Origin of the sequence: Kitasatospora sp. NPDC094016 (assembly GCF_040304045.1) — a bacterium.
Taxonomy (GTDB): domain Bacteria; phylum Actinomycetota; class Actinomycetes; order Streptomycetales; family Streptomycetaceae; genus Kitasatospora.
In genome coordinates, this window is the sequence record NZ_JBEOUK010000017.1 from 87500 (window position 1) to 114044 (window position 26545).

The 26545-nt window shown below is 73.6% G+C and carries 22 protein-coding genes; 9 read left to right on the forward strand and 13 right to left on the reverse strand.

Annotated features, from left to right (window positions below):
- Positions 1-76: 76 nt before the first annotated feature.
- Positions 77-1249: a trypsin-like serine peptidase gene (locus ABT015_RS18330; RefSeq protein ID WP_350880154.1), complete on the forward strand. Its 1173-nt coding sequence runs from the start codon at positions 77-79 to the stop codon at positions 1247-1249.
- A 67-nt stretch (positions 1250-1316) separates the two neighbouring features.
- Positions 1317-2441 (forward strand): trypsin-like serine peptidase, encoded by a 1125-nt coding sequence (locus ABT015_RS18335; RefSeq protein WP_350880156.1) that lies wholly within the window; start codon positions 1317-1319, stop codon positions 2439-2441.
- Between the two features lie 140 nt (positions 2442-2581).
- On the opposite strand, the gene hflX is transcribed toward ABT015_RS18335, so the two are convergent.
- From hflX to miaA, 5 genes are all read right to left on the reverse strand, one after another.
- Positions 2582-4087: a GTPase HflX gene (hflX, locus tag ABT015_RS18340; protein ID WP_350880158.1), complete on the reverse strand. Its 1506-nt coding sequence runs from the start codon at positions 4085-4087 to the stop codon at positions 2582-2584.
- Positions 4088-4191: 104 nt separating this feature from the next.
- On the reverse strand, positions 4192-6531 hold the full coding sequence (locus tag ABT015_RS18345) for a RelA/SpoT family protein (RefSeq protein ID WP_350880160.1): 2340 nt from the start codon (positions 6529-6531) through the stop codon (positions 4192-4194).
- Positions 6532-6728: 197 nt separating this feature from the next.
- A complete protein-coding gene (gene dapF / locus ABT015_RS18350; protein WP_350880162.1) occupies positions 6729-7640 on the reverse strand; it encodes a diaminopimelate epimerase in 912 nt (303 codons plus the stop codon).
- A gap of 97 nt (positions 7641-7737) precedes the next feature.
- A complete protein-coding gene (locus ABT015_RS18355; RefSeq protein ID WP_063349335.1) occupies positions 7738-8238 on the reverse strand; it encodes a hypothetical protein in 501 nt (166 codons plus the stop codon).
- A 226-nt stretch (positions 8239-8464) separates the two neighbouring features.
- Positions 8465-9430: a tRNA (adenosine(37)-N6)-dimethylallyltransferase MiaA gene (gene miaA, locus ABT015_RS18360; RefSeq protein ID WP_350880165.1), complete on the reverse strand. Its 966-nt coding sequence runs from the start codon at positions 9428-9430 to the stop codon at positions 8465-8467.
- Between the two features lie 209 nt (positions 9431-9639).
- On the opposite strand from miaA, the gene ABT015_RS18365 reads away from it, so the two are divergent.
- Entirely contained in the window at positions 9640-9903 is a 264-nt protein-coding gene (locus ABT015_RS18365; RefSeq protein ID WP_350880167.1) for an antitoxin, read from the forward strand.
- A 15-nt stretch (positions 9904-9918) separates the two neighbouring features.
- On the opposite strand, the gene ABT015_RS18370 is transcribed toward ABT015_RS18365, so the two are convergent.
- Entirely contained in the window at positions 9919-10617 is a 699-nt protein-coding gene (locus ABT015_RS18370; RefSeq protein WP_350880169.1) for a class III extradiol dioxygenase subunit B-like domain-containing protein, read from the reverse strand.
- Positions 10618-10734: 117 nt separating this feature from the next.
- Positions 10735-12237: a tRNA (N6-isopentenyl adenosine(37)-C2)-methylthiotransferase MiaB gene (gene miaB, locus ABT015_RS18375; RefSeq protein ID WP_350880171.1), complete on the reverse strand. Its 1503-nt coding sequence runs from the start codon at positions 12235-12237 to the stop codon at positions 10735-10737.
- An 85-nt stretch (positions 12238-12322) separates the two neighbouring features.
- On the opposite strand from miaB, the gene ABT015_RS18380 reads away from it, so the two are divergent.
- Positions 12323-13342, forward strand: coding sequence for a TAXI family TRAP transporter solute-binding subunit (locus tag ABT015_RS18380; RefSeq protein ID WP_350880173.1), 1020 nt, complete (start codon positions 12323-12325; stop codon positions 13340-13342).
- A 25-nt stretch (positions 13343-13367) separates the two neighbouring features.
- On the opposite strand, the gene ABT015_RS18385 is transcribed toward ABT015_RS18380, so the two are convergent.
- Positions 13368-14801, reverse strand: coding sequence for a sensor histidine kinase (locus ABT015_RS18385; protein ID WP_350880175.1), 1434 nt, complete (start codon positions 14799-14801; stop codon positions 13368-13370).
- Between the two features lie 6 nt (positions 14802-14807).
- Positions 14808-15563 carry a response regulator transcription factor gene (locus tag ABT015_RS18390; RefSeq protein ID WP_350880177.1) on the reverse strand — a complete coding sequence of 252 codons (756 nt, stop codon included), beginning with the start codon at positions 15561-15563 and terminating at the stop codon, positions 14808-14810.
- Between the two features lie 371 nt (positions 15564-15934).
- Here ABT015_RS18390 and ABT015_RS18395 point away from each other — a divergent pair, with 371 nt between their 5' ends.
- The 5 genes from ABT015_RS18395 to ABT015_RS18415 all read left to right on the forward strand — a co-directional run bounded on the left by ABT015_RS18395 (position 15935) and on the right by ABT015_RS18415 (position 21156).
- Positions 15935-16708 carry an amino acid ABC transporter ATP-binding protein gene (locus ABT015_RS18395; RefSeq protein WP_350880179.1) on the forward strand — a complete coding sequence of 258 codons (774 nt, stop codon included), beginning with the start codon at positions 15935-15937 and terminating at the stop codon, positions 16706-16708.
- Between the two features lie 120 nt (positions 16709-16828).
- The gene (locus ABT015_RS18400; protein ID WP_350880181.1) at positions 16829-17731 is read left to right on the forward strand and encodes a glutamate ABC transporter substrate-binding protein; all 903 of its coding nucleotides are present in this window, start codon (positions 16829-16831) and stop codon (positions 17729-17731) included.
- Positions 17732-17786: 55 nt separating this feature from the next.
- A complete protein-coding gene (locus ABT015_RS18405; RefSeq protein ID WP_350880183.1) occupies positions 17787-18437 on the forward strand; it encodes an amino acid ABC transporter permease in 651 nt (216 codons plus the stop codon).
- Positions 18434-19285, forward strand: coding sequence for an amino acid ABC transporter permease (locus ABT015_RS18410; protein ID WP_350880185.1), 852 nt, complete (start codon positions 18434-18436; stop codon positions 19283-19285). Before ABT015_RS18405 ends, ABT015_RS18410 begins: the two co-directional genes overlap by 4 nt.
- Positions 19286-19407: 122 nt before the next feature.
- Positions 19408-21156, forward strand: coding sequence for an FAD-dependent monooxygenase (locus tag ABT015_RS18415; RefSeq protein WP_350880187.1), 1749 nt, complete (start codon positions 19408-19410; stop codon positions 21154-21156).
- Positions 21157-21206: 50 nt separating this feature from the next.
- On the opposite strand, the gene rny is transcribed toward ABT015_RS18415, so the two are convergent.
- The 4 genes from rny to ABT015_RS18435 all read right to left on the reverse strand — a co-directional run bounded on the left by rny (position 21207) and on the right by ABT015_RS18435 (position 26469).
- Positions 21207-22676: a ribonuclease Y gene (gene rny, locus ABT015_RS18420; protein ID WP_350880189.1), complete on the reverse strand. Its 1470-nt coding sequence runs from the start codon at positions 22674-22676 to the stop codon at positions 21207-21209.
- 153 nt (positions 22677-22829) lie between these two features.
- Positions 22830-23918: a recombination regulator RecX gene (recX, locus tag ABT015_RS18425; protein ID WP_502897345.1), complete on the reverse strand. Its 1089-nt coding sequence runs from the start codon at positions 23916-23918 to the stop codon at positions 22830-22832.
- Positions 23919-23922: 4 nt separating this feature from the next.
- Positions 23923-25035, reverse strand: a complete 1113-nt coding sequence (recA, locus tag ABT015_RS18430; protein WP_350880191.1) for a recombinase RecA — start codon at positions 25033-25035, stop codon at positions 23923-23925.
- A gap of 177 nt (positions 25036-25212) precedes the next feature.
- Complete coding sequence (locus tag ABT015_RS18435; RefSeq protein WP_402453239.1) at positions 25213-26469, reverse strand: AI-2E family transporter; 1257 nt, start codon at positions 26467-26469, stop codon at positions 25213-25215.
- Between the last annotated feature and the right edge of the window lie 76 nt (positions 26470-26545).

Below are 26545 nucleotides of genomic sequence, written 5' to 3' on the forward strand. Positions count from 1 at the left end.
CTGGTGACCGGTGGAAGACTCCACAGCGGCGAGTCGCCGCACGACAGCCCGATCGAGCACAGGGGGAAGCGCACACATGCCATCGATCCACCGGTCAGCCATGGCCGTCGCCCTCGTCACGGGGACGCTGCTCGCGGCGAGCGCCTGCGGGCCGGACGGCCCGGCGGGCGACGGGGGCGGCAGCGCCGCGCCGCCGCCCGCGTCCAGCGCCGCCGCCCCGGGGGGCGGCGTGATCGGCGGGATCACCCTCCCGTCGGGCATCCCGACCAGTCTGCTGGAGGGCCTGCCGAAGTCCTGGGACGACCTGAAGAAGTGGAAGTTCGAGGACTGGGACTCGTGGGCGTCCAAGCACGTCTTCAACAACCCGGTGGTGAAGGACTTCTGGAACCCGGACAAGATGGGCGACTCCAAGCCCGCCGATCCGGCCCCGCCCACCGCCAAGCCGGCCGCCGACAACGGCGTGACGGACCCGGACCCGCCGGTGGTCAAGGCCGTGCCGGTGCCCCGCCCGTACACCAAGCAGCCGTCCGGGAAGGTGTTCTTCAGCGCCCAGGGCGGTCGGGGCAACTGCTCGGCGACGGTGATCACCGACCCGCAGCACCCGGGGAAGAGCAACCTGGTCTGGACGGCCGGCCACTGCGTGCACGCGGGCAAGGGCGGCGACTTCTTCAAGGACCTGGTCTTCGTGCCCGCCTACAACAACTCGGGCGCCTCCAGCGGCGGCAAGAAGGCCCCGCTGTCCGAACTGGCCCCGCTCGGCACCTGGTGGGCCGACCTGGTCACCACCTCGCCGCAGTGGATGGTCGAGGGCGGCGGCACCGGTGACGCCGCGAACCAGTACGACTTCGCCGTCATGCGGGTGCACAACCAGAACGACTCCGGCAAGTCGCTGGAGGAGACGGTCGGTTCGGCCGTCCCGGTCTGGTTCGACGCCCCGCGCGACAAGGTGTCCGTCGCGGCGGTCGGCTACCCGCTCTACAAGCCGTTCGACGGCCAGGAGCTGTACAAGTGCGACGGCGGCAAGCCGACCCGGCTGTCGTTCGACGCCAAGCGCCCGTCGATGCTCACGATCGGCTGCAACATGACCCAGGGCTCCAGCGGCGGCGGCTGGTTCGCCACCATGCCGGACGGGAAGACCGCCCTGGTCAGCAACACGTCCATCGGCACCGAGGACCACACCTCGCTGAGCGGCCCGTACCTGGAGACGGTCGCCAAGCAGGCTCTGGACTGGATCTCCAAGAAGCCGTAAGCCCTTTCCGGCCGGACCGGACCAAGCCGTACGGGCGGCGGAGGCCGCCCCCGGGGGACGATGCAGCATGCCGAAGCACACCGGCCGCGGACCGCGGCGCCGATCCGGACCGACCGGCGCCGCGGTGCTCGCCGTGCTCGCGCTCGCCGCGACGGCCTGCGGGCCGGACGGCTCCGGCGCCGCGGCGGCCGCACCGCCGCCCGCCCTCCCCACCTCGGCCCCCACCAGCCTGGGCGACCTGACGGGCTGGAAGGTGGAGGACTGGGCCCGGTTCGTCTCCGGCAGCGGCTTCGCCAACGAGGTGGCCCCGGGCTTCTGGTCGACCACCCGGATGGCCGCCGCCAAGGGACGGCCCACCCCGGAGTACCCGCTCACCGCCGCACCGGACGGCGACCGGCCGGACGCCCCGCCCGCGGCCGTCGCGGCCACGCCGCAGCCGCACCCGTACGGCCCGGCCACCGCCGTGGTCGGCCGGCTCTTCGTCACCACGCCCCAGGGCGACGCGGCCTGCTCCGCGACGGTGGTCTCCGACCCGGCCAACCCGGGCCGCAGCAACCTCGTCTACACCGCCGCGCACTGCCTGCACGACGGCAAGGGCGGCGGCTGGCTGCGGAACATCACCTTCGTGCCCGGTTTCAACCGGGACGGCCAGGCGGCCCGCGGCAAACCGCTCACCGAGCAGCAGGCGGCCCCGTACGGCCGGTGGGTGGCGGTGCGCGCGCTGGTGTCGCCGACCTGGCTCGGGGAGGGCGGCGTCGGCGCCCACCACCAGTACGACTACGGGATCATCCGGGTGCGCGGCGAGGGCGGCTCCGGCGCGTCGCTGGAGGAGGCGGTCGGCGGCTCCGTCCCGGTCTGGTTCAACGCGCCGCGCGAGCAGATCGGCTCGGCGGCCGCCTACGGCTACCCGACCGATCGGCCGTCCGACGGTCTGGAGCTCTCCCGCTGCGAGTCCCCGGTCCCGCCGGCCAGGCTCTCCCCCGACCGGAGCCGCCCGCCGATGTACGTCACCGGCTGCGCCGTGACCGGCGGCTCCGGCGGCGGCGGCTGGTTCATCACCAAGGACGGCAAGCCCAACCTGATCAGCGTCACCGCGATCGGCAGCCGCAATCCGCCCGGGTACCTGGCCGGCCCCTCGCTCCAGGACCAGGCGAAGCAGGCCTTCGACTACTTCGCCAAGAACGTGAAGTAGCCCGCACACCCGCACACCCGCACACCCGCACACCCGGACCATCCCCCGAACAGCCCCGCACGCGAAAAGGCCCCCGGACGATCGCGCGATGCCCGACGGCATCACGGTCACGTCCGGGGGCCCTTCGTCGGCCCGGAGCCTCAGACCTGCAGCGCCACCGCGTAGCGCTCCAGCTCGGCGGCCAGCTCGGCCGGCACCTTGGCGTGCAGCAGTGTGCCCTCGCCGGTGTGCTCGGTGCCGAGCAGCTCGCCCTCGGCGTGCACCCGGGAGACCAGCCCGCCCTGGGTGTAGGGCACCAGGGCCCGCACCTCGATCGCCGGACGCGGCAGCTCGTCGTCGATGAGCTTCAGCAGTTCCTCGATGCCCTCGCCGCTGCGGGCCGACACCACGATGGCGTGCGGCTCGCGGCGCAGCAGGCGCTGCAGCACGTGCGGGTCGGCGGCGTCCGCCTTGTTGATCACCACGATCTCCGGCACGTTCTGCGCGTCGACCGAGACGATGACCTCGCGGACGGCGGCCAGCTGCGTCTCCGGCTCGGGGTGCGAGCCGTCGACCACGTGCAGGATGAGGTCCGCGTCGGCGACCTCCTCCATGGTCGAGCGGAACGCCTCGACCAGGTGGTGCGGCAGATGCCGGACGAAGCCGACGGTGTCGGCCAGGGTGTAGAGCCGCCCGCTCGGGGTCTGGGCCCGGCGCACGGTCGGGTCCAGGGTGGCGAACAGGGAGTTCTCCACCAGGACGCCCGCCCCGGTGAGCCGGTTGAGCAGGGACGACTTGCCGGCGTTGGTGTACCCGGCGATGGCCACCGACGGCACCTGGTGGCGCTTGCGCTCCTGGCGCTTGGTGTCGCGGCCCTTCTTCATCTCGGCGATCTCGCGGCGCAGCTTCGCCATCTTCTCGCGGATCCGGCGCCGGTCGGTCTCGATCTTGGTCTCACCGGGACCACGGGTCGCCATGCCGCCGCCGGACGAGCCGGAGCCGCCACCACCCATCTGCCGGGACAGCGACTGGCCCCAGCCGCGCAGGCGCGGCAGCATGTACTGCATCTGCGCGAGCGAGACCTGCGCCTTGCCCTCCCGGGACTTGGCGTGCTGGGCGAAGATGTCCAGGATCAGGGCCGTCCGGTCGACGACCTTGACCTTGACCACGTCCTCCAGGTGGATCAGCTGGCCGGGGGTGAGCTCACCGTCGCAGACCACGGTGTCGGCGCCGGTGGCCGCGACGATGTCGCGCAGTTCCTTCGCCTTGCCGGAGCCGATGTAGGTGGCCGCGTCGGGCTTGTCGCGGCGCTGGATCACGCCGTCCAGCACCTGGGAGCCGGCCGTCTCGGCGAGGGCGGCGAGCTCGGCCATCGAGTTCTCCGCCTCCTCCAGGGTGCCGTCCGTCCAGACGCCGACGAGCACCACGCGCTCCAGGCGGAGCTGGCGGTACTCGACCTCGGTGACGTCTTCGAGTTCGGTGGAGAGGCCGGCGACGCGGCGCAGGGCGGCACGCTCGCTGCGGTCGTACTGGTCGCCGTCGTAGTGGTGGTGGCCGCGGTCCTCGTCGATGGCCGCGAGGTCCTCGTCCATGAGGGCTTCCGCCCGCAGACCGTTCAGGCGGCGCGGGGCGTCGGCGTGGTCGCGGGTGCCGGACGTGGAGGTCATTCTGTCCTTTGGTCGCTGGTGCGGATGGCCTGTGGGGACCGCTCTGTGCGGTCCCACCCGGAGTCTGCCCAGCTGCCGCCCCGGTTACCGCCGGGCGAGGTGAGCTACCCCTCAGGTCCTCGGGTGCCATCGGGGCTCCTGTGCCCTGAGAACGCCGTGGACCGGCCGTGAATTCCCCATGATGCTCCCACGCCCGGCGCGGACCGGTCATCCCCATTTTCCCCGGGGTGGCGCGCCCCGCCGGTGTCCGGGGCCTGCGGCCGGCTGACGTCGTACACCCCGGAGACCTTGAGCATCGCCCGCATCAGCGCGGGCAGCGCGGCCGGCTCGGGCAGTTCGACGGTGTAGGTGTGCCGGACCCGCAGCTCCTGCGGCGGTTCGACCTCGGCCGAGACGATGCCGACGTCCTCGGCGGAGATGGCCGCCGTGAGGTCGGCGAGCAGCCGGGGCCGGTTGAGCGCCTCGGCCCGCAGGGTGGCCCGGTGGCCGGCCGCCGGGGTGCCCTCCGGCCGCCAGCGGACCTCCAGCTCGGCGCGCCCGGCCGCGCGCATCCGTTCCCCGGCCGGACAGCCGGTGCGGTGCACGGCGACGGCCCCGCCGCGGATCGGGTAGCCGGTCACCTCGTCCGGCGGCACGGGCGTGCAGCAGCGGGCCAGCCGGACCGGCGTCCCGGGCCGGCCGGCCACCGCGACCGGGGCCGGCCGGCGCTCGGTGGTGCGGTGCGCGGGAGGGGCGGGCTGGCCGCTGGAGGGGCCGGTGCGCACCGCCGGGAGCCGGGCCGGGTGGTCGGCGAGCCAGCGTTCGATGGCCAGCCGGGCGGCCGGGGTCCGGGCGTGCGCGAGCCACTCGGGCGCGGGCCCGGAGGGTTCGGCGGGGCGCGGCCCGTCCTCGGTGAGCACCGTCCCGGTGGGCACGGCCTCGGTGAGCACGGCCAGCTGGTCGCCGTCCTGCAGGACGGTGGAGAGCGCGGTGAGCCGGCCGTTGACCCGGGCTCCGATGCACCGGTGGCCGGTCTCCTCGCCGAGCAGGTAGGCGGCGTCCACGCAGGTGGCGCCGGCCCTCAGCTGAAGCGTTTCGCCGCTCTCCGTCACGACGGTGATCTCGCGGTCGCCGGCCAGGTCGGCGGTGAGCGCGGACCAGAAGGCGTCCGGGTCGGGCGTCTCCTGCTGCCACTCCAGCAGCCGGCTGAGCCAGCCGGGCCGGGCCGGGTCGGTGCGGTCGAGTTCGTCGGCGTCCTGGACGGCGCCGGCCGGCTCCGGGTCGCCGAGCGCGACCACCCCGGTCTCGGCGACCTCGTGCATCCGCCGGGTGCGCACCAGCACCTCGACGACCGTGCCGCCGCTGAGCGCCACGGCGGTGTGCAGCGACTGGTAGAGGTTGAACTTGGGGGCGGCGACGAAGTCCTTGAACTCGCCGGGCAGCGGCGTCCAGCAGGTGTGCAGCTCGCCGAGCACGGCGTAGCAGTCGGCGTTCTCCTCGACGACCACCAGCAGCCGCCCGAAGTCGGCGGGCTGCGGCCCCTGCGGCCGCCCGTCCGGGCCGGGCGCGGCGGCCCGCTTGAGCAGCACCCGGTGCAGCGACACGCAGTGCCGGGGCCGGACGGTGACCTCGGCGGTCACCCCGGTCTCGGACAACTGGCGGGCCAGCAGCCGGGCGAAGGGAGCCAGCAGGGCGTCCGGCCGGCCCTCGTGACCGGCCATCAGGGCCCGGGTGCGGGCGTGCTCCTCGGGGTGCAGGGTGGCGAAGACGATGTCCTCCAGCTCCGCCTTGAGCACCTGGATGCCGAGCCGTTCGGCCAGCGGGATCAGCACGTCCCGGGTGACCTTGGCGATCCGCACCTGGCTGGCCGGCTTCATGTGCCGGATGGTGCGCATGTTGTGCAGCCGGTCGGCGAGCTTGATCACCATCACCCGGACGTCGTCGCCGGTGGCGACCAGCATCTTGCGGAAGGTCTCGGCCTCGGCGGCGGCGCCGAAGTCGACCTTCTCCAGTTTCGTCACCCCGTCGACCAGGTAAGCGACTTCGGGACCGAATCCGTCGCTCACCTGATCAAGTGTCAACTCGGTGTCCTCGACGGTGTCATGGAGCAGTGAGGCGACCAAGGTGGTTGTCCCGGCGCCGAGTTGGGCCAGGATCATGGTGACGGCGAGCGGGTGGGTGATGTACGGCCCGCCGCTCTTGCGCTTCTGGCCCCGGTGGCTGGCCTCGGCGAGGCGGTAGGCCCGGGCGAGCAGGCCGAGGTCGGCCTGCGGATGGTGCTCCCGGTGGACCCGGACGAGCGGTTCGAGGGCGTCCGGGACGGGCGGCCGGCCGGTGGCCAGCAGGGCGGCCCGCCCGGCCCGGCCGAGCGCGGCCCGGCCGAGCTCCCCCAGGGGCCGCCTGGCCCCGGCTTGCCGTGCGGACGTCGGCTGCCCCGTCAGGGACTGCCCGGCTTCGATGGTCATCGGCGCACCTCCGGCAGCGATCACCGGCCGCCACCCCGCCGAGGGGCGCCTTCCCGGTGGTCCATGCTACCGAGCAGAGCACGTTCCGCGATGCCTTGCTTCCCGTCCGCGACACGCGTCACTCGAACGGGCGGATTCACCGCCACGCGAAATGGGCAAACCGGGCCGTCAGCTGTCCGAGCCGCGCCCCAGGCGTGTCAGACACGCCCCAGTTCGGCCCACCAGCGGGCGTCGATCTCGCCGGCGGCCACGATGACCGCCGGGCCGGTCTTCTCGATCCGGCCGTCCGGGTACTCGGTGATGACCAGTCGGCCGCCCGGCACGTCCACGGTGTAGGTGGCCGGCTCGCCGGTGACCGCCGGGTCGACGCCGTCCCGGCGGATGGCGGCCACCGCGACGGCGCAGGTGCCGGTCCCGCAGGAGCGGGTCTCGCCGGAGCCGCGCTCGTACACCCGCATGGCGACGTGCCGCGGCCCGCGGTCCACCACGAACTCGACGTTCACGCCCTCCGGGTAGGCCCCTTCGGGGCTGGTCAGCGGAGCGGACAGCAGGTCCCCGGCGTGGTCGAGGCTGTCCACGAAGGCCACCGCGTGCGGATTGCCCATGTTGACGTTCAGCGCGGGCCAGCGCCGCGCGCCGACCGTGACCTCGACGCCGTCCGGCCCGGGCAGCCGGGCCCGGCCCATGTCGACGGTGACCTCGCCGGGCGTCCCGTCCCCGGCGTCCTCGGCGACCCGCACCGTCCGCACCCCGGCTCGGGTGGCGACCGCGAACTCGCCGGGCTCGGCCAGGCCGGCCTCGACCAGGTAGCGGGCGAAGACCCGCACGCCGTTGCCGCACATCTCGGCGATGCTGCCGTCGGAGTTGCGGTAGTCCATGAACCACTCGGCCCGGTCGGCCTGGTCCGCGGCGGCCGGATCGGCGGCGGCGCGCACCACGCGCAGCAGCCCGTCCCCGCCGATGCCGGCCCGCCGGTCGCACAGCGCGGCGACGGCCGCGGGGCCGATCTCCAGCGCGCCGTCCGGGTCCGGGACGATGACGAAGTCGTTCTGGGTGCCGTGCCCCTTGAAGAAGGGGACGCCGACCGGCTGCGGGGAGGATGCGCTCACCCTCCCGATGGTACTGAACGGGCGCACCGGCCACCCGGGCGGTCCGACCGGTGGAACGGCGCGGGCAGCCGGGGAGCCGACACCGGCAGCCGACGGATCAGCGCAGGTAGGCGACCCGCCAGACGGCCAGCGCACAGGCCACCAGCGCGATCAGGGTGTAGAGCGCGATCGCCTTCCAGCCGGCCCGCTGCCCGGAGCCGCGGCGCGGCAGACCCGGCCACTTGTACCCGGCGTGCCGGGCGGCCATCGCGCCCCAGCCGACCGAGGCGGCGGTGAGCAGCAGCCCGAGCATGCCGACCATGGTGGCGCGCGCCCCGGCCGAGCCGAAGGCGAGCGGGAAGGCGAACATCAGCGAGCCGAGGATGCCCAGCAGGGCGATCGGCAGGGTCTGCCACCAGCGGAGCCGGCGCAGCGGTCGGATCTCCCGCTCGTGCACCGCGCCCGCCGGGGTGCGGTTGTCCAGGGCCGGCAGTGCGACCGCGTAGGAGGTGGGCGCCTCCAGGCCGGTCAGCACGGGGAGGTCACCCCTCGTCGACTCGTCGGCCGGTGCGGTGACACTCCCGCTCTGGCCGGGTTCGGGGCCGGTACCCGTCGACACGCGGCCTCCCCTGACAGTTCGACACGAGCGGACTCGCGGTCGGGCACGGTCGGCCCGCGCGGCCGACCCCTACGCCTTCGATGATGGCATGTCCAGACGGGCGTTCCGGGCCTGACCGGCGTCGACGGGTGATCCGTGGCCATCACGTGATCGGGCCGTGACCGCCGGTTCGTCCTGCACGGCCACCTGCGCGCGCAGGTGCACCGCCGGATTGGCCGGAACCCGCCTACCCGGCCGACCGCTCCTGACGGTCGATCAGCTCCAGGGAGCGTTCCAGCAGCTCGACGGGGTCGGTGCCGGCCGGCCGGGACAGCCAGTGGATCCGGCCGTCGCGGCGGAACCAGGACTCCTGACGGCGTGCGAAGCGCTTGGTGGCCCGGACGGTCTCGGCCCGCGCCTCGTCCTCGGTGCACTCGCCGGCGAAGTGGTCCAGCACCTGCTGGTAGCCGAGCGCCCGGGAGGCCGTCCGCCCCTCCCGCAGCCCGACCCGCTCCAGCGCGCGCACCTCGTCCAGCAGTCCGGCCCGCCACATCAGGTCGACCCGCAGCGTGATCCGCTCGTCCAGTTCGGGGCGCGGCAGCGCGACCCCGATCTGCACCGCGTCGTAGACGGCGGTGTTGCCGGGCAGGTTCGCGGTGAACGGCTGCCCGGTGATCTCGATGACCTCCAGCGCGCGGACGATCCGCCGCCCGTTGCCGGTCAGGATCGCCTCCGCGGCCGCCGGGTCCAGCTCGGCCAGCCGCCGGTGCAGCGCGTGCGGGCCGGCCTCCGCCAGCTCGGCCTCCAGCCGGGCCCGGACCGCCGGGTCGGTGCCGGGGAACTCCATCTCGTCGATCGCCGCCCGGACGTACAGCCCGGAGCCGCCGACCAGGACGGGCGTGCGCCCGGCCGCGAGCAGCCGGTCGATCTCGGCCCGGGCCAGCCGCTGGTACTCGGCGACGCTGGCGGCCTCGGTGACGTCCCAGACGTCCAGCAGGTGGTGCGGCACGCCGCCGCGCTCGGCGGGGGTGAGCTTGGCGGTGCCGATGTCCATGCCCCGGTACAGCTGCATCGAGTCGGTGTTGATCACCTCGCCGCCGAGGCTGCGGGCGATGGCGACGGCCAGGTCGGACTTGCCGGCGGCGGTCGCGCCGACGATGCAGACCACTCGGGGCTGGGCGGCGCGGGACTGGTCGGTACGGGAGCTGCTCACCGCTCCAGTCTCGCAAAACCGCCACCGCACCGGTGACCGGGCTGCCCGTCGGCCCCGACCGCGCGACCTGTGACCGTCACCGGCCGACCCGGGCCGCCTCGGGCCGCCTCGGGCCGCCTCGGGTTCGTTTCCGCGGTTGAGCCGGTTTGCGAACGGTTCGGCTGTGACGGACGTTGGGCAGGAGACAGGGACGAAAGGGTGAGATCGCCATGGGTCTGATGGACAACCTCAAGGGCAAGGCCGAAGAGCTCAAGGGCAAGGCCAGTGAGCTCGCCGGCAAGCACAGCGAGCAGATCGAGCACGCGGTGGACAAGGCCGGCGGCGCGATCGACAAGGCGACCAAGGGCAAGTACAGCGAGAAGATCGAGCACGGCGCCAGCAAGGCCAAGGGCGCGGTGGACGACTTCGCCCACAAGCCGAAGCCGGGCGAGGAGGGGCCGGCCGGCGGCAACGGCCAGACGCCGCGGACCTGACGCCCCGCGCTGCGATCAGCTCCAGGACGCCACGACGTAGCCGACCCCGTACGGGGCGTCCTGGTAGCCGAGCCGCGCGGTGAGGCCGGCGCCCTCCGCGGCGCCGGCCAGCACCTGCCAGGGCGCCCGGCCCTCGGCCTTGAGCTCGGCGGCCAGGCCGGCGTCCAGGGCGGCGAGCGCGGACAGGTCGGCGGAGCCCAGCGCGGCGGCCAGGTCGGCGTCGAAGCCCTCGGCGCGCTCGTCCAGGTAGCCGGGCGCCTTCACCGAGCGGCAGGCGCTGCCGTCGCCCACCACCAGCAGGCCGACCCGGTCGGCCAGCTGGGCCAGACCCTGGCCGAGCCCGAGCATCCGGTCGGCGGGCGCGTCGGCGGGCACCGCGCAGGCGTGCGTCGGCAGCGTCACCCCGGCGCGCTCCAGCAGCCAGGCGCCGACCGTCAGCGAGGGCGCCAGCTCCGGCCCCTCGACCCGGCCGCCGGGCAGCTTGGCGACCAGCGGCACCCCGTAGCGGTGGAAGGAACCGGCCCCGCCCTCGGTCCACACCTCGGCCTCCGGCCCGGCGCCGACCACCACGACCAACTGCGGCCCGGCCGCGACCAGGGCCGCCAGGGCCTCGTCGCAGGCGGCCCGCAACGGGTCCAGTTCGGCGGCCGCCCCGGCGGCGACCTCGGGGACGAGCAGCGGCGGACAGGGGCACACGGCGGCGGCTACCAGCATGCGGATCACTCTAGCCAAACGGCGACGGCGGCCCGGCCGGACTCGAAGTCCCGCCGGGCCGCCGGTGGAGGAGCGGGCCGCCGTTCCAGGAACGGGCCCCGTTCGGGGAGCGGGCCGTCAGTCGCCGCAGCAGGCCCCGCCCGCCGGAGCGGCCAGCGGCAGCGCGGCCGGGGCACCGATGCCCGGCAGGCCGAGCATCACCCCGGCCGGCTTGGCCGCGGGCTTGGCCTGGCGCTTCTCCCAGGCGTCGCCGGCCCGGGTGCGGCGCACCGCGAGCGACGGGCCCTCGGCGAGCAGGTGGTGCGGGGCGGCGTAGGTGATCTCGACGGTCACCAGGTCGCCCGGGCGCACCGGCTCCGTCGGCCTGGTGAAGTGCACCAGCCGGTTGTCGGGGGCGCGGCCGGAGAGCCGGTCGGTCCTGTCGTCCTTCTTCCCCTCGCCCTCGGCGACCAGGATCTCCAGAGTGCGGCCCACCTGCTTCTTGTTCTCCTCCCAGGAGATCTCCTCCTGGAGGGCGATCAGCCGGTCGTAGCGGGCCTGCACGACGGCCTTCGGCACCTGGTCCGCCATCTCGGCGGCCGGGGTGCCGGGGCGCTTGGAGTACTGGAAGGTGAAGGCGTTGGTGAAGCGGGCCTCGCGGACGGTGTGCATCGTCTGCTCGAAGTCCTCCTCGGTCTCGCCGGGGAAGCCCACGATGATGTCGGTGGAGATGGCCGCGTCCGGCATGGCCTCGCGGACCTTCCGGATGATCCCGAGGAAGCGCTCCTGGCGGTAGGAGCGGCGCATCGCCTTGAGGACGGTGTCCGAGCCGGACTGCAGCGGCATGTGCAGCTGGTGCATCACGTTCGGCGTCTCGGCCATCGCGGCGATCACGTCGTCGGTGAAGTCGCGCGGGTGCGGCGAGGTGAAGCGGATCCGCTCCAGGCCCTCGATCTGGCCGGCGGCGCGCAGCAGCTTGGAGAAGGCCTCGCGGTCGCCCAGGTCGGAGCCGTAGGCGTTGACGTTCTGGCCGAGCAGGGTCACCTCGATGACGCCCTCGTCCACCAGCGCCTCGATCTCGGCGAGGACGTCGCCGGGGCGGCGGTCCTCCTCCTTGCCGCGCAGCGCGGGGACGATGCAGAAGGTGCAGGTGTTGTTGCAGCCCACGGAGATGGCGACCCACGCGGCGTACGCGGACTCGCGGCGGGTCGGCAGGGTGGAGGGGAAGGTCTCCAGCGACTCCAGGATCTCGACCTGGGCCTTGCGCTCGACCGCGGCCCGCTCCAGCAGCGCCGGCAGGTGGCCGATGTTGTGGGTGCCGAACACCACGTCGACCCAGGGTGCCTTGCGGACGATGGTGTCGCGGTCCTTCTGGGCGAGGCAGCCGCCGACGGCGATCTGCATGCCCTTGTGGCGGCTCTTGACCGGCGCCAGCTGCCCGAGGTTGCCGTACAGCTTGTTGTCGGCGTTCTCCCGCACCGCGCAGGTGTTGAACACGACCAGGTCCGGGTCGCCGTCCTGCCCGGCCTTGACGTAACCCGCGTCCTCCAGCAGGCCGGACAGCCGCTCGGAGTCGTGGACGTTCATCTGGCAGCCGTACGTGACGACCTTGTAGCTCTTCAATCCGCTCTCACCGCTCACCAGACCAGGGTACGGGCAGCCGCGAAGCGCTTTTCCCCCACCGTTTCCCCTCCCGTTCCGGCGGAGCGCCTGGCAGTATCCCTGCATGACCCCCACCACCCCGTCCCGTCTCGGCGCCGCCGTCCGCACCGCGGCCCGCAGCCCGCTGTGGCGGACGGTGCTGGTGCTGGCGCTGCTGGTCGCGGGGCTGGGCGGCTGGTGGCTGTCGGCGGGCCGCTCGCCCGGCTACCCGCGCGGTGAGACGCGCTTCGCGACCGGTGTGCAGCGCGGTGTCTACGACCGGTACGGGCAGTTGCTGGAGGCCCACGTCGCCAAGGCCATGCCGGGGGTGCGGCTGGCCCTGGACAACACCGAGGGCTCGATCGACAACCTGGCCCGGGTGACCAGCGGCCAGGACGACTTCGCGATCGCCACCGCCGACGCCGTCGCCGACTACCAGGGCCCGGGCAAGGACCGGCTGCGGGCGATCGCCCGGCTGTACGACGACTACCTCCAGCTGATCGTCCCGTCCTCCTCGACGGTGCACCGCACGGCCGACCTCAAGGGGCTGCGGGTCGGCGTGGGCCTGCCGCAGTCCGGGGTGAACCTGGTGACCAGGCGGCTGCTGGCCGCGGCCGGCCTGGACCCGGACCACGACATCGTCCCGGTGTCGGCGGGCGTCGGCGACGCCGCCGACCAGCTGCGGGAGAACAAGCTCGACGCCTTCTTCTGGTCCGGCGGCCTACCGACCAGCGCCCTCACCGACCTGTCCGACCACATGCGGATGCGGGTCGTGCCGCTGGGGGACCTCGCCGGGGCCATCCACAAGATGGAGGGCGGCGGCACCGACGCCTACCGGGCGGCCACCATGCCCAAGGGCACCTACCCGAACGCCGACCCCAAGGACGCCGTCGCCACCGTGGCCGTGCCCAACCTGCTGATCACCCGGGACGACGTGGACCCGGGCCTGGTCGAGGGCATGACCCGGGCGGTGATCGACAGCCGCGACCAGATCGGCGCCCAGGTGCACGCCGCCCAGCTGGTCGACCTGCGCACCGCCGTCTACACCGACCCGCTCCCGCTGCACGAGGGCGCGGCCCGCTACTACCGCTCGGTGAAACCCTGAATACAGAGCCCTGAAGCCGTCCGGGCTACCGCTTCTCCGGCCGCGGCACCGCCAACGTCACCGCGAGCCCGGTCGGCTGGACCGGAGCGAAGGCGAGCGAACCGCCGCCCGCCGCCAGCAGGGTGCGGGCGATCGACAGGCCGAGCCCGGAGCCGTCCACGTTCTGGTGCCGCGGGCTGCGCCAGAAGCGGTCCCCGGCGCGGGGCAGCTCGTCCTCGGCGAGGCCGGGCCCGGCGTCCGTGACGGTCACCGCGACCTCGTCCCGGCGCACCGAGACCTTCAGCCGCACCGCGCTGCCGGCCGGGCCGAACTTGAGCGCGTTGTCCAGCACGGCGTCCAGGGCGGAGCCGAAGCCGATCGGGTCCGCCATGCCGACGGCGAGCGCCGGGCCCTCCCAGCGCAGCTCGATCCCGCGCTGCTCGGCGACCGGCCGCCAGGCGTCGACCCGGGCCAGGGTGAGCGCGGTGAGGTCGGTCTGCTCGGGTTCGGGGCGGGCGTGCTCGGCGGTGGCCAGGCCCAGCAGGTCGTCCAGCACCCGGGCCAGCCGGAGGCCCTCCTCCCGGACGCCGCCGAGCTCCTCCTCGTGCCCCTCGGGCAGTTCCAGACCGAGCACCTCGACCCGCAGCAGCAGGGCCGCCAGCGGGTTGCGCAGCTGGTGCGAGGCGTCCGCGACGAAAGCCTTCTGCTGGTCCATGGCGAGCACCACGTGGTCGGCCATCTCGTTGAACGAGCGGGCCAGCCGCTGCAGCTCGGGCGGGCCGCCGCCCGGCGCGACCCGGGCGGCCATCCGGCCGGTGGCGATGTCGTGGGTGGCCCGGTCGAGGGTGCGGACCGGGCGCAGCACCCACTCGGTGAGCCGGCCGGCCAGCAGCACCGCGACGATCATCGCGGCGGCCTCGCCGGCGCCGATCACCAGCCAGCTGTGCAGGATCCGGGTGCGCAGCGCCCCGGTGGGGGACTCGCTGAGCACCACCGCGACCACGTCGCCGTCGCGCACCACCGGGGTGGCGACGGTCAGGGTGCGGTCGTCGGTCCACGGCCAGACCTGGGGCGGGTTGTGGCTGCGCCGCCCGTCCAGCGCCTCCTGGAAGGCCTGCGCGCCCCAGCCGCCGGGGGGCACCCGCCAGTCGGCGGGGGCGGCGGCGATCGGCACGCCGTCGCGCTGGAAGATGCCCAGCCGCACGCCGTACAGGTCGTGGTAACGGCGGACCTCGGCGTCGATCGCGTGCCGGCGGCTGACGTCGCCGGGGGCGGGCTCCGGGTCGCCCTTGAGTGCGGACTCCACCGCCGAGGGGCCGGAGGTGGGCAGGTCCTGGGCGAAGCGGGCGGCGTCGTCGAGCCGGTCGACGACCACCTTGCTCTGCTCGGCCGCCGCGACCGCCGCCGCGAGCGGCAGCCCCAGGGCGGCCAGGACGCAGAGCATGAGGGCGATCAGGATGCCGAGCAGGCGGGTGCGCACGTGCGGTCAGCGCTCCGCGGGGGCGGGCGGGGCCGGGTCCGCGGCGGGCGCCGGGGACTCCGGGATCAGGCGGTAGCCGACGCCGCGGACGGCCTCGACCAGGCCGGGCAGCGCGAGCTTGTTGCGCAGCGAGCCGATGTGCACCTCCAGGGTGCGCCCGTTGCCCTCCCAGCCGCTGCGCCAGACCTCGCTGAAGATCTGCTCGCGCCGGTAGACCACGCCGGGGCTCTGGGCGAGCAGGGCGAGCAGGTCGAACTCCTTGCGGGTGAGCGGCACGTCCCGGCCGTCCACGCTGACCCGGCGGCGCTCCCGGTCGATCCGGATGCCGCGGGACTCCAGCGGACCGCGCTGCTGCGGGACGGCGTCGGGCGCGGGCACCGCCACCGAGGCGGGGGCGGCGCCGCGGCGGGCCACCGCGTGGATGCGGGCGAGCAGCTCGCCCATGTCGTAGGGCTTGGTGACGTAGTCGTCGGCGCCCAGGTTGAGGCCGTGGATCCGGGAGCGGATGTCGGCGCGGGCGGTGACCATGATCACCGGGACGCCGCTGCCGGCCCTGATCCGGCTGCACACCTCGAAGCCGTCGCGGTCGGGCAGCCCGAGGTCGAGCAGCACCACCCGGTACGGGTCGTTCCCGTCCGGCACCAGGGCGTCCAGCGCCTCGTGCCCGCTGCGGGCGTGCCGGACTTGGAAGCCGTGCCGGCCCAGTACCGCGACCAGCGCGGCGGCCACGCGTTCGTCGTCCTCGACGAGCAGCAGTCGCATCCTGTTCTCCTCCTTCCCCCACCTGATCGCCGGGACCGCCCGGTCGGGCCCCGGTCCTGCGCAGTATGAGCCAGTGGGCGGCCCGGCGCCAGGCTCGGTCGCCCGACGGCTGCCACCGGGCGGGGCGCGCCGGAGCGGACGCCCGCTGTCACATGCCCCGTTGGCGCCCCGGCGAACAGCCCGCGAGCAGCGTGTGGCCGTTTCGTGATCCTCAAGTTCCGCTCAGATCGGCTGACGGCACGTCGTCATCACTCCTATGGTCGGCCCACCGGGGGCTGCGGCTCCGCCGGTCGCGGCTCCCGGATTTCGTACCACCATTGCCGCCCAAGGGAGTTCAGACTTTCACGGGCCGACACGAGGGAGCAGGCGCGATGGCCGAGAATCCGGTCGAGGACTCCACCCCTGCAGCCGCCCCCCTGGTCGTGCTGAGCAGCGTGAACAAGCACTACGGAGCGCTGCACGTCCTCCAGGACATCGACCTGAAGATCGTCCAGGGCGAGGTCGTGGTCCTGATCGGGCCGTCCGGCTCCGGCAAGTCGACGCTCTGCCGGACGATCAACCGGCTGGAGACCATCGACTCCGGCACGATCACCATCGACGGCCGCCCGCTGCCCGCCGAGGGCAAGGAGCTGGCCCGGCTGCGCGCCGAGGTCGGCATGGTGTTCCAGAGCTTCAACCTGTTCGCGCACAAGACGGTGCTGGAGAACGTCGTCATCGGCCAGGTCAAGGTGCGCGGGATCGCCCGGGCGCAGGCCGAGAAGACCGCCCGCGCACTGCTGGAGCGGGTCGGCGTCGGCGCGCAGGCGGACAAATTCCCCGCCCAGCTCTCCGGCGGCCAGCAGCAGCGCGTGGCGATCGCCCGGGCGCTGGCGATGAAGCCCAAGGTGATGCTCTTCGACGAGCCCACCTCGGCCCTCGACCCGGAGATGGTCAACGAGGTGCTGGAGGTCATGCGCCAGCTGGCCGCCGACGGCATGACGATGGTCGTGGTCACCCACGAGATGGGTTTCGCCCGCTCCGCCGCCAACCGCGTGCTGTTCATGGCCGACGGCCGGATCGTCGAACAGAACACCCCGGACGCCTTCTTCACCGCGCCGCGTTCCGACCGTGCCAAGGACTTCCTCTCGAAGATCCTCCACCACTGACGCTTCGAGACCACGCGAGGCCGCCACCGGCAAGGACGCCGGGCGGCCCTGCCCGTGCACGCACCTTCCAGACGCCAGAGCCCGGTTAGCCGTGGCCCAGCTCCCAGGAGAACAACCCTCATGAGGACTCGTCGCACCCTCGCCGTCGCGCTCTGTGCCGTCGCGCTCACCGCCACCGCCGCCTGCGGCAAGGACGGCACCCCCGGCGCCACCGCCGCGAGCAGCGGCAACGCCCCGGCGCTGCCCACCTACACGGTCAAGACCGACGTCAAGATCGACTCGGCGATCCTCACCGAGGCGAGGAAGCGCGGCCAGCTGATCATCGGCGCCAAGGCCGACCAGCCGTTCCTGGGCTTCGAGGACGTCGCCAGCGGCGACCGCAGCGGCTTCGACATCGAGATCGCCAAGATGATCGCCGCCGACCTCGGCTTCAGCCCGCAGCAGATCAAGTGGCAGACGCTGGTCTCCTCGCAGCGCGAGCCGGCCATCGCCAAGGGCCAGATCGACTTCTACGTCGGCACCTACAGCATCAACGACGAGCGCAAGAAGACGGTCTCCTTCGCCGGCCCGTACTACATCGCCGGCCAGGACTTCCTGGTGAAGGCCGACAACACCTCGATCACCGGCCCGGAGAGCGTCGGCGGCAAGAACATCTGCACCGCCACCGGCTCCACCTCGATCAAGAACATCCAGCAGTACAACCCGAAGATCACGCAGTTCGACACCTACTCGGCCTGCGTCGAGAAGCTGCTGTCCGGCGAGGTCGACGCGGTCACCACCGACGACGCGATCCTCAAGGGCTACGCCTCCAAGTACGCCCCCAAGCTCAAGGTGGTCGGCAAGCCGTTCACCAAGGAGAACTACGGCGTCGGTCTCAACAAGGACGACGCGGTCCTGCGCAACGCCATCAGCGACGCGCTCAAGGCCCACGAGGACAACGGCGACTGGAAGAAGGCCTACGACGCGACCCTGGGCGCGTCCGGCTCCGCCGCGCCGGCCGTGCCGGCCCTCGAACGCTACTGATCCGGTCCACGCCCGACCATCCGTCCTGACCATCTGATGAGAGGAGGGCCGCCGGATGGGGTTCCTGTTCGAGCAGGACAACTTCGCGTTGTTCCGCGACGGCTTCCTGCAGACGATCGAGCTGAGCGCGCTCAGCGCCCTGCTCGCCCTGCTGCTGGGCACCCTGCTGGCGGCCTTCCGGGTCTCCCCGGTGCCGGTCCTGCGGGCCTTCGGCACCGCCTGGGTCACGCTGTTCCGCAACACCCCGCTGACCCTGCTGTTCTTCGCCGTCACCTTCGGCCTGCCGCCGCTCGGGGTGCACTTCAGCCACCTCACCTTCGCGGTGCTGGCGCTCGGCGGCTACACCGCCTCGTTCGTCTGCGAGGTGATCCGCTCGGGCATCAACACCGTGCCGCTCGGGCAGGCCGAGGCGGCCCGCAGCCTCGGCATGAGCTTCGGCCAGACCCTCACCCTGATCATCCTGCCGCAGGCCACCCGGACCGTCCTGGCCCCGCTGAGCAGTGTGTTCATCGCACTGCCGAGGAACTCGGCGATCGCCGGCGCATTCAGCGTCAGCGAGCTGTACAGCGTGCAGCAGACCCTCTCCGAGCGCGGCTACGCGATCTTCGGGATCTTCTTCTGGGTGGCCTGCGCCTACCTGGTGATCAGTGCCACGGTCGCCACGCTGTTCCGCGTCCTGGAATCCCGACTGGCGGTGGCCCGATGAGCAACCTCTTCACCCGCACCCCCACGGCCAGCGTCCTCTACGACGCCCCCGGCCCGCGGGCCCGCACCCGGTACCGACTGTTCGGGGTGCTGGCGCTGATCGGCGTCGCCGCCCTGCTCTGGTACGTCCTCGCCGCGCTCTCCGACAACGGCCAGTTCGACCCGCTCATGTGGGACGCGTTCCAGTACAACACCGTCCAGCAGCGCATCGTGGACGGCCTGCTCTCCACCCTGGAGGCCTTCGGCCTGGCCGCGCTGTTCTCGCTCACCCTGGGCGGCCTGCTCGCCGCCGGGCAGCTCTCCGACCACAAGCCGGTCCGCTGGGCGGCCGTCGGCTTCGTCCAGTTCTTCCGGGCGATGCCGCTGCTGATCCTCATCGTCGCGCTCTACTACGCGTTCTTCGCGAAGGAGCCGATGTGGGCGCTGGTCATCGGACTCACCCTCTACAACGGCTCGGTGCAGGCCGAGATCATCCGCAGCGGCGTCAACGCCGTCCCGCGCGGCCAGGCCGAGGCGGCCTACGCCCTCGGCATGCGCAAGACCCAGGTGATGGCCGGCATCCTGGTGCCGCAGGCGATCCGCTCGATGCTGCCCTCGATGATCGGCCAGCTGGTCGTCACCCTGAAGGACACCTCGCTCGGCTTCGTCATCACCTTCCACGAGCTGCTGTTCGTCGGCAAGGCGATCGCCAGCCAGCCGATCAACGCCGCGGGCTTCCCCTACATCCCCGTGGTGCTGGTGATCGGTCCGATCTACATCGCCATGTGCCTGCTGCTGACCGCCCTCGCCCGGTGGATCGAAGCGCGCGGCCGTCGCGGCGCGAACCGGCGCACTTCAGCTGCTGCTTGACGCACACGCAGGTGAACTGTTGCATTGCTCTTCGTGACACCTCCCGGGAGCATCCACGCGGCATATGCGGCAGCGGTAACTGACGCCGGCCCATCGGCCGGTTCGTGCCCGGAGGTCACCGCATGGACCCGGTGATCGTGGTCGGGGCCGGACCGGTCGGTCTGGCCCTGGCCCTCGCCCTCGCCCGGCACGAGGTGCCGACCATCGTCCTGGACGAGGGCTCCGGGCTCTGCCCCGAGGGCCCGCGCAGCGTCGTCCTCGGGGCCGACACCGCCGCCTTCCTCACCCGGATCGGCTACCCGCGGGCCGTCTCCGACTCCGCCCTCTGGGACTCCTTCACCGTCTGGCGCCGCCGCCAGGAGGTGCTGCGGATCGACCTCACCGACTCCCCCGCCTTCCACCTGCCCCAGCACCGCCTCCAGCGCGGCCTGCGCGACGCCCTCACCGGCACCCCGCTGGTCCGGCTGGTCCCGCTGAGCCGGGTCGTCGAACTCGAACAGGACCGCGACGGCGTCAGCGTCCGCACCCACGGCACCCAGGACGGCTCCAGCACCTGGTGGCGCGGCAGCCACCTGGTCGGCTGCGACGGTGCCAGATCCGCCGTCCGCAAACTCCTGAAGATCCGCTTCCCCGGCCGCCCCGCCGTCGACCGCAACGCCATCGCCACCGTCCGGGTCGACCTGCCCTTCCACGAGGCCCGGCTGCACCGCGAGCCCCCGTGGCGCGGCGACCGCGAGGCCTCCGCCCGCCCGCTGCCGGACGGCGTCTGGCGGCTCGACTGGCGGCTGCCCCCCGGGCGGCCCGCCCCCACCGAAGCCGTCGACCCGCACGCCACCTGGCCCGGCGTCGTCACCGGCGACACCCTGCTCACCCGGGTCACCGCCACCCTCACCGGCTGGTGCGGCGAACTCCCCCGCTTCGACCTGCTCGCCGCCGCCGACCACACCGCCCAGCAGCGCCTCGCCGCCCGGTTCCGCAGCGGCCGCTGCTTCCTCGCCGGCGACGCCGCCCACCTGCACGGCGCGCTCGGCATGCAGAACCTGGCCGACGGACTGCGCGACGCCGACAACCTCGCCTGGCGGCTCTCCCTCGCCTGGCACCTCCACTCCGGCGGCCCGCAGCCCGGAGGCTCCCTGCTGGACGGCTACGAGGCCGAACGGCGCGGCGCGGTCGGCGCCCGGCTGCGCGCCGTCGACCAGTCCATGCCGCTGCTGCGCCCGCTGCGCGGCTGGCAGCAGACCCGGCGCTCGCTGCTGGTCGGCGGCTTCCGCAAGCACGCGCCGCTGCTCGCCGACGGACAACTCGGCACCGGCCGCTTCGGCGGCGCGCCCGCCTACCCGGCCGCGCCCTCGGGCGTCCCCGGCCGGGTGCCGGTCCAGCGCGGTGCCCGCGGCACCACCTCGCTCAGCGAACTGCTGCCGGCCACCGCCCCCGGCGTGCTCGTCCCGGACCTTCCGGTGCTCGCCGCCGACGGCACCCCGGACCACCTGCACGCCCGGCTCGGCGTCACCTTCCTGCTGCTGCTGGTCGCCCCCGGCACCGCCGTCTGGTCCGCCGAGCACTGGCTGGGCGCCGGCCTGATGCCCCGGCTCGCCGAGGTCGCCGCCGCGCTGCCGGTGCCCGCCGAGGTGCTGGTCACCGAGGAGTACCCGGAGGCCGGCCCGCACACCGTGCTGCTGATCCGGCCGGACGGGCACCTGGTCGGCGCCACCCAGGGCGCCGCCGCCGAGGACCTGCTGGCGCTCGCCGACCGCGCCCGGGGCGGGCCGGCCCCGCTCGCCGGCGCACCCGAACCCGAGCCCGACCAGGACCCCGCGCCGGAGCCCGCCGCCCGCCAGGCGCCCCAGCAGGTGGACTCACCCCGCACGTAGTCCCGGGCGTGCACCCCTGGCGCGCGCCCTGGGCGTGCGCCGGACAGGGCCTAACTCGCCACCGCGATGGCCCGGCTCTCCCGGACCACCGTCACGCGGATCTGGCCCGGATAGGTCAGCTCCTCGGAGACCTGCCGGGCGACCTCCCGGGCGATCAGCTGCGCCCCGAGGTCGTCCACCTCCTCCGGCCGCACCATCACCCGCACCTCGCGCCCCGCCTGCATGGCGTACACCTCGGCCACGCCCTCGTGCGCGCGGGCGATCTCCTCCAGCCGCGCCAGCCGCCGCACGTACACCTCCAGCGACTCCTTGCGCGCCCCGGGCCGCCCGCCCGAACAGGCGTCCGCGGCCTGCGTCAGCACGGCCTCCACGGTGCGCGGCTCCACCTCGCCGTGGTGCGCGGCGATCGCGTGCACCACCTCCGGGGACTCCCCGTGCCGGCGGGCGAAGTCCGCGCCGACCGCCGCGTGGCTGCCCTCGACCTCGTGGGTGAGCGCCTTGCCGATGTCGTGCAGCAGCGCCGACCGCCGCACCGGCTCCGGGGCCACCCCGAGCTCGGCGGCCATCATCCCGGCCAGGTGCGCGGACTCCAGCAGGTGCCCGAGCACGTTCTGCCCGTACGAGACCCGGTAGCGCAGACTGCCCAGGGTGCGGACGAGTTCGGGGTGCATCCCGCCGACCCGGGCGTCCAGCAGGGCGTCCTCACCGGCCCGGACGCAGCACTGCTCGACCTCCTCGCGGCTGCGCTCGTGGACGTGCTCGATCCGGGTCGGGTGGATCCGGCCGTCCTCGACCAGTTGTTCCAGGGTGAGCCGGGCGGTCTCCCGGCGGACCGGGTCGAAGCAGGAGAGCTGCACCGTCGCGGGGGTGTCGTCGATGATCAGGTTGACGCCGGTGACCGCCTCGAAGGCACGGATGTTGCGGCCTTCGCGGCCGATGATCCGGCCCTTCATGTCCTCGCTCGGCAGCCGGAGGACGGTGACCGCCGTCTCGGCGGTCTGCACCGTCGCCAGCCGCTGGATCGCCCCGGCGAGGATGCCCCGGGCCCGGCGCTCGCCCTCCTCCCTGGCCTCGCGCTCGATCTCCCGGACCGTGACCGCGGCCTCCCGCCGGGCCGTGGTCGCGGCCTCCCGCAGGAGTTCGGCGCGGGCCTGCTCGGCGGAGAGTCCGCCGGCCCGCTCCAGCACCGCCACCCGGCGGGTCACCAGCGCCTCGGCCTCGCCCCGGGTGCGCTCCAGATCGGCGGAGCGCGCGGCGAGTTCGTCCTCCCTGCTCCGGACCCGGCGCAGCTCATCGGCCAACTGCTCCTCGCGCCGGGCGAGTTCGGCCCGCTGCCGGGAGGTCTGCTGCTCGGCCCAGCCGCGGACGCGCTCGGCCTCGACGCCGGCGCGCCGCTGGGCGGCCCGGAGCCGCTTGGCCAGCAGCCCGACCAGGACGGCGAGGAACAGCAGAACGGCGCCGGCCGACCCGGCGAGTGGCAGCAGGGAGGCGTCCGGTCCGGTGCCCGCAGAGATCCTCATGCCGCCCACTCCCCGTCACCGCTGTCCGCCGCCCGGCGTGGACCGCCGTCCGGAAGCGCCCCCGCACTGAGTGCGAGGCTAGGTGCGGGTCACGAAACGGTCAAGACTCGACCTGGACTGGACCAAGAAGTCTGCGCAATAGCTACCGGACGGTCACCAGGCCCTCCCGGTTCCCGACGGTTCGCCCGGCTCCTCCTCGTCCAGCGCGCTCCGCACCACCCGGAACGCCAGCCCCTCGGAGTAGCCGCGCCGGGCCAGCACGCCGACCAGCCGCCGTATCCGGACCTGCGGGTCCAGCCCCCGGGTGGACCGCAGCTTGCGGTCCACCAGTGCCCGGGCGGCCTCGGTCTCGTCGTCGTGGTCGAGCTGGGCGACGGCCTGTTCGACCAGGTCCGCGGCCACGCCCTTGGTGCGCAGTTCCTGGGCCAGCGCCCGCCGGGACAGCCCCCGGACGGCGTGCCGGGACTCCACCCAGGCCGCGGCGAAGGCCGCGTCGTCGATCAGCCCGACCTCTTCGAGCCGGGTGAGCACCTCGTCGGCGACGTCGTCCGGGATCTCCCGCTTGCGCAGGGCGTCGGCGAGCTGTTTGCGGCTCTTGGCCGCGCCGGTGAGCAGCCGCAGGCAGATGTCGCGGGCGCGGGCCTCGGGATCGGCCGTCTCCTCGACTCCGGCCCGCTTCCGCGCGGTTCGGCCGGTACGGGCGGAGGGGTCCTGCTCGTCACCCGGAGCGCCCGCCTCGTCCGAGACGCGCCCGGCGGAGCGCCCGGCCGCGGTGCGCCGCCCACGACGCGCGCCGGCACCGATGCGTGGGGCCGGGGCGGTCACACCCCCGTGACCGACCGCCCCTGCCTCGCCCCGGCCGTCGCCCGCCGTCGCGGAGCCGGCCTCGTCGAACTCCTCGGCCGCCAGTGCCGAGCGCCGCCTGCGGCGGCCGGTGGGCAGTTCGGAGGCGGAGACCAGCCCGAGCTCGTCCACCGTCGGCTCCGCCGGCACCGACCCGGGCGCCGCGCCGCGCACCGCCCGGGTCGGCGCCCGGTCGAACTCCGGCTCCGGGCCGGATGCCCACTGTGCGGCGGAGGATCGCTCCCGCCGCCGCCCCTTCCGGGACTGCGACCGCGCCCGGGGCGTCGCCTCGAACGGCGGCTCCGGCTCCCCCGCCACGGCGGCGAACCAGTCCGGCGGCCCGTAGTCGTCGTCCGGATCCTTCGGGCCGCCCTCACCCACTGCGTCGTGCTGCGTCAACGGTTCAGGCCTTGGCGGCCGCCGCCGTCTTCTTCGCCGCGGCCGTCTTGGCGGCGGTCGCGGTGATCGGCTTCGCGGCGCCGTCGGCGGCAGCCGCCTCGCCCTCGGCCGGCTCCTCGGTCTTCGGGCCGATGCCGAGCTTGCCCTTGATCTTCCGCTCGATCTCGTCGGCGAGCTGCGGGTTGTCCCGCAGGAAGTTGCGGGCGTTCTCCTTGCCCTGGCCGAGCTGGTCGCCCTCGTAGGTGTACCAGGCGCCGGACTTGCGGATGAAGCCGTGCTCGACGCCCATGTCGATCAGGCCGCCCTCGCGGCTGATGCCGACGCCGTAGAGGATGTCGAACTCGGCCTGCTTGAACGGCGCGGCGACCTTGTTCTTGACCACCTTGACGCGGGTGCGGTTGCCGACCGCCTCGGTGCCGTCCTTCAGGGTCTCGATCCGGCGGATGTCCAGCCGGACCGAGGCGTAGAACTTCAGCGCCCGGCCACCGGTCGTGGTCTCCGGCGAGCCGAACATGACGCCGATCTTCTCGCGCAGCTGGTTGATGAACACCGCCGTGGTGCCCGACTGGTTCAGCGCACCGGCGATCTTGCGCAGCGCCTGGCTCATCAGCCGGGCCTGCAGACCGACGTGCGAGTCACCCATCTCGCCCTCGATCTCCGCACGCGGGACGAGCGCCGCGACCGAGTCGATGATGATCAGGTCGACCGCGCCGGAGCGGATCAGCATGTCCGTGATCTCCAGCGCCTGCTCACCGGTGTCCGGCTGGCTGACCAGCAGGGCGTCGGTGTCCACGCCGAGCTTCTTGGCGTACTCGGGGTCGAGCGCGTGCTCCGCGTCGACGAAGGCGACCGTGCCGCCGGCCCGCTGGGCGTTGGCCGCCAGGTGCAGGGTCAGGGTGGTCTTGCCGGAGGACTCGGGGCCGTAGATCTCCACCACCCGGCCGCGCGGGATACCGCCGACACCGAGGGCGACGTCCAGGGCGGTGGACCCGGTGGGGATCACGTCGATCGGCTCGTTGGCCTTCTCGCCCAGGCGCATCACCGAGCCCTTGCCGAACTGCCGCTCGATCTGAGCGAGTGCGTTCTCAAGGGCCTTCTCGCGGTCCGTACCTGCCATGGCTTCCACCCTCGGGTTCTGTGCTGTGCGCTTCATCGTGTTCGACGCTAGCGCGTCCCACTGACAAACGAGCCCGACCCGGCTCCGCCTGTGGAAAACTCCTCGCCGGAGAGTACAGAGAACAAATGTTCGATTCAAGCCTCGCACGTCCGGCCGGTGCCGCCACCGCCGGCCGGGTCACCTCCCGTCGCCGCCGACCATCCGCCGCAGCCGCCGCGCCGCCTCCCGGCGCAGCTCCCGCCGGGCCCGCCGCTGCTCGCCCCGGTCGATCCGCGGGTCGGTGGCCACCTCGTACCGCCGCACGTACGTCCCGACGAAGCCCTGCAGGGTGGCCGCCGCCGGGATGGCGATCAGCGCGCCCACCGCGCCGAGCAGCGCCGCGCCCGCGATCACCGCGCCGAACGCGACCGCCGGGTGCACGTCCACCGTCCGCGCGGTGATCCTCGGGTGCAGCAGGTAGTTCTCGACCTGCTGGTAGACCACCACGAAGATCAGCACCCAGAGCGCGTCCACCGGCTGCACGGTGAGCGCCACCAGCACCGGCAGCGCGCCGGCCAGGTACGTCCCGATGGTCGGCACGAACTGCGACATGACGCCGACCCAGACCGCCAGCGCGGCCGCGTACGGCAGGTCGAGCAGCGCGAACATCACCCAGTGCCCGATCGCGGAGACCACCGCGAGCAGCGCCCGGGAGTACAGGTAGCCACCGGTCTTGGCGAGTGCGATCTCCCAGGCCCGCAGCACCTCGCCCTGCTTGGCGGGCGGCAGCATCGAGCAGACCGTCCGGCGGACCCGCGGGCCCTCGGCGGTGAAGTAGAAGGTGAACAGCCCGACCGTGAAGGCCTGGAAGAGCCCGCCGATCACGGTGGAGGACAGGCCCCAGACGTTGTCGGCGGCCTGCTGGGCGTAGCTCTCGATCGCGCCGGAGTCCTTGAGCAGCTTCTTCTGCAGCTCGCCCAGCGACAGGTCCTGATGGAACGTCCGGTTCACCCAGTTGATCAGGTTGTCGACCAGGTGCGGCAGGTCCCCGGCGATCTTCGCGACCTGATCGACCAGCAGCGTGCCGAGCGCCGCGAGGAACGCGACCACCGCGATCCCCACCGCGACGAACACCAGGAAGGTGCCGATCCCGCGGCGCACCCCGCGCGCCGCCATCCGGTCGACGGCCGGCTCCAGCGCCAGCGAGAGGAAGAAGGCCACCAGCAGCATCACGAAGAGGTCGATCAGCTGGTGGAAGGCCCAGTCGGCGAGCTGGAACAGTCCGACCAGCACCAGGGCCAGCACCATCGCCCGGGGCAGCCAGCGCGGCATCCCGCCGCCCCAGAGGCCGCCGGCCGCGCCCTCCGGCAGCCGCGGTTCGGGCGGCGGGCCCGGAGCCTCGTCGGCGACCCGCGCCGTCCTGTCCGAATTCTGTGCTTCTGCGCTGCTTGTCACTCCGACAGTCTCACCCATCCCCCGGAGCCGCCCGAGCACCGGGCACCCCGCCGGGGCGGGGTCGGTCCCGCGGGCG

Bases quoted from the DNA above. Each gene is read 5' to 3' on its own strand.
- rny (WP_350880189.1), bottom strand. From the start codon at position 22,676: ATGAGGATCTCTGCGGGCACCGGACCGGACGCCTCCCTGCTGCCACTC.
- ABT015_RS18335 (WP_350880156.1), top strand. From the start codon at position 1,317: ATGCCGAAGCACACCGGCCGCGGACCGCGGCGCCGATCCGGACCGACC.
- ABT015_RS18370 (WP_350880169.1), bottom strand. From the start codon at position 10,617: ATGCTGGTAGCCGCCGCCGTGTGCCCCTGTCCGCCGCTGCTCGTCCCC.
- ABT015_RS18380 (WP_350880173.1), top strand. From the start codon at position 12,323: ATGACCCCCACCACCCCGTCCCGTCTCGGCGCCGCCGTCCGCACCGCG.
- ABT015_RS18365 (WP_350880167.1), top strand. From the start codon at position 9,640: ATGGGTCTGATGGACAACCTCAAGGGCAAGGCCGAAGAGCTCAAGGGC.
- recA (WP_350880191.1), bottom strand. From the start codon at position 25,035: ATGGCAGGTACGGACCGCGAGAAGGCCCTTGAGAACGCACTCGCTCAG.
- ABT015_RS18395 (WP_350880179.1), top strand. From the start codon at position 15,935: ATGGCCGAGAATCCGGTCGAGGACTCCACCCCTGCAGCCGCCCCCCTG.
- ABT015_RS18405 (WP_350880183.1), top strand. From the start codon at position 17,787: ATGGGGTTCCTGTTCGAGCAGGACAACTTCGCGTTGTTCCGCGACGGC.
- ABT015_RS18390 (WP_350880177.1), bottom strand. From the start codon at position 15,563: ATGCGACTGCTGCTCGTCGAGGACGACGAACGCGTGGCCGCCGCGCTG.
- ABT015_RS18410 (WP_350880185.1), top strand. From the start codon at position 18,434: ATGAGCAACCTCTTCACCCGCACCCCCACGGCCAGCGTCCTCTACGAC.
- ABT015_RS18330 (WP_350880154.1), top strand. From the start codon at position 77: ATGCCATCGATCCACCGGTCAGCCATGGCCGTCGCCCTCGTCACGGGG.
- ABT015_RS18345 (WP_350880160.1), bottom strand. From the start codon at position 6,531: ATGACCATCGAAGCCGGGCAGTCCCTGACGGGGCAGCCGACGTCCGCA.
- hflX (WP_350880158.1), bottom strand. From the start codon at position 4,087: ATGACCTCCACGTCCGGCACCCGCGACCACGCCGACGCCCCGCGCCGC.
- ABT015_RS18400 (WP_350880181.1), top strand. From the start codon at position 16,829: ATGAGGACTCGTCGCACCCTCGCCGTCGCGCTCTGTGCCGTCGCGCTC.
- ABT015_RS18415 (WP_350880187.1), top strand. From the start codon at position 19,408: ATGGACCCGGTGATCGTGGTCGGGGCCGGACCGGTCGGTCTGGCCCTG.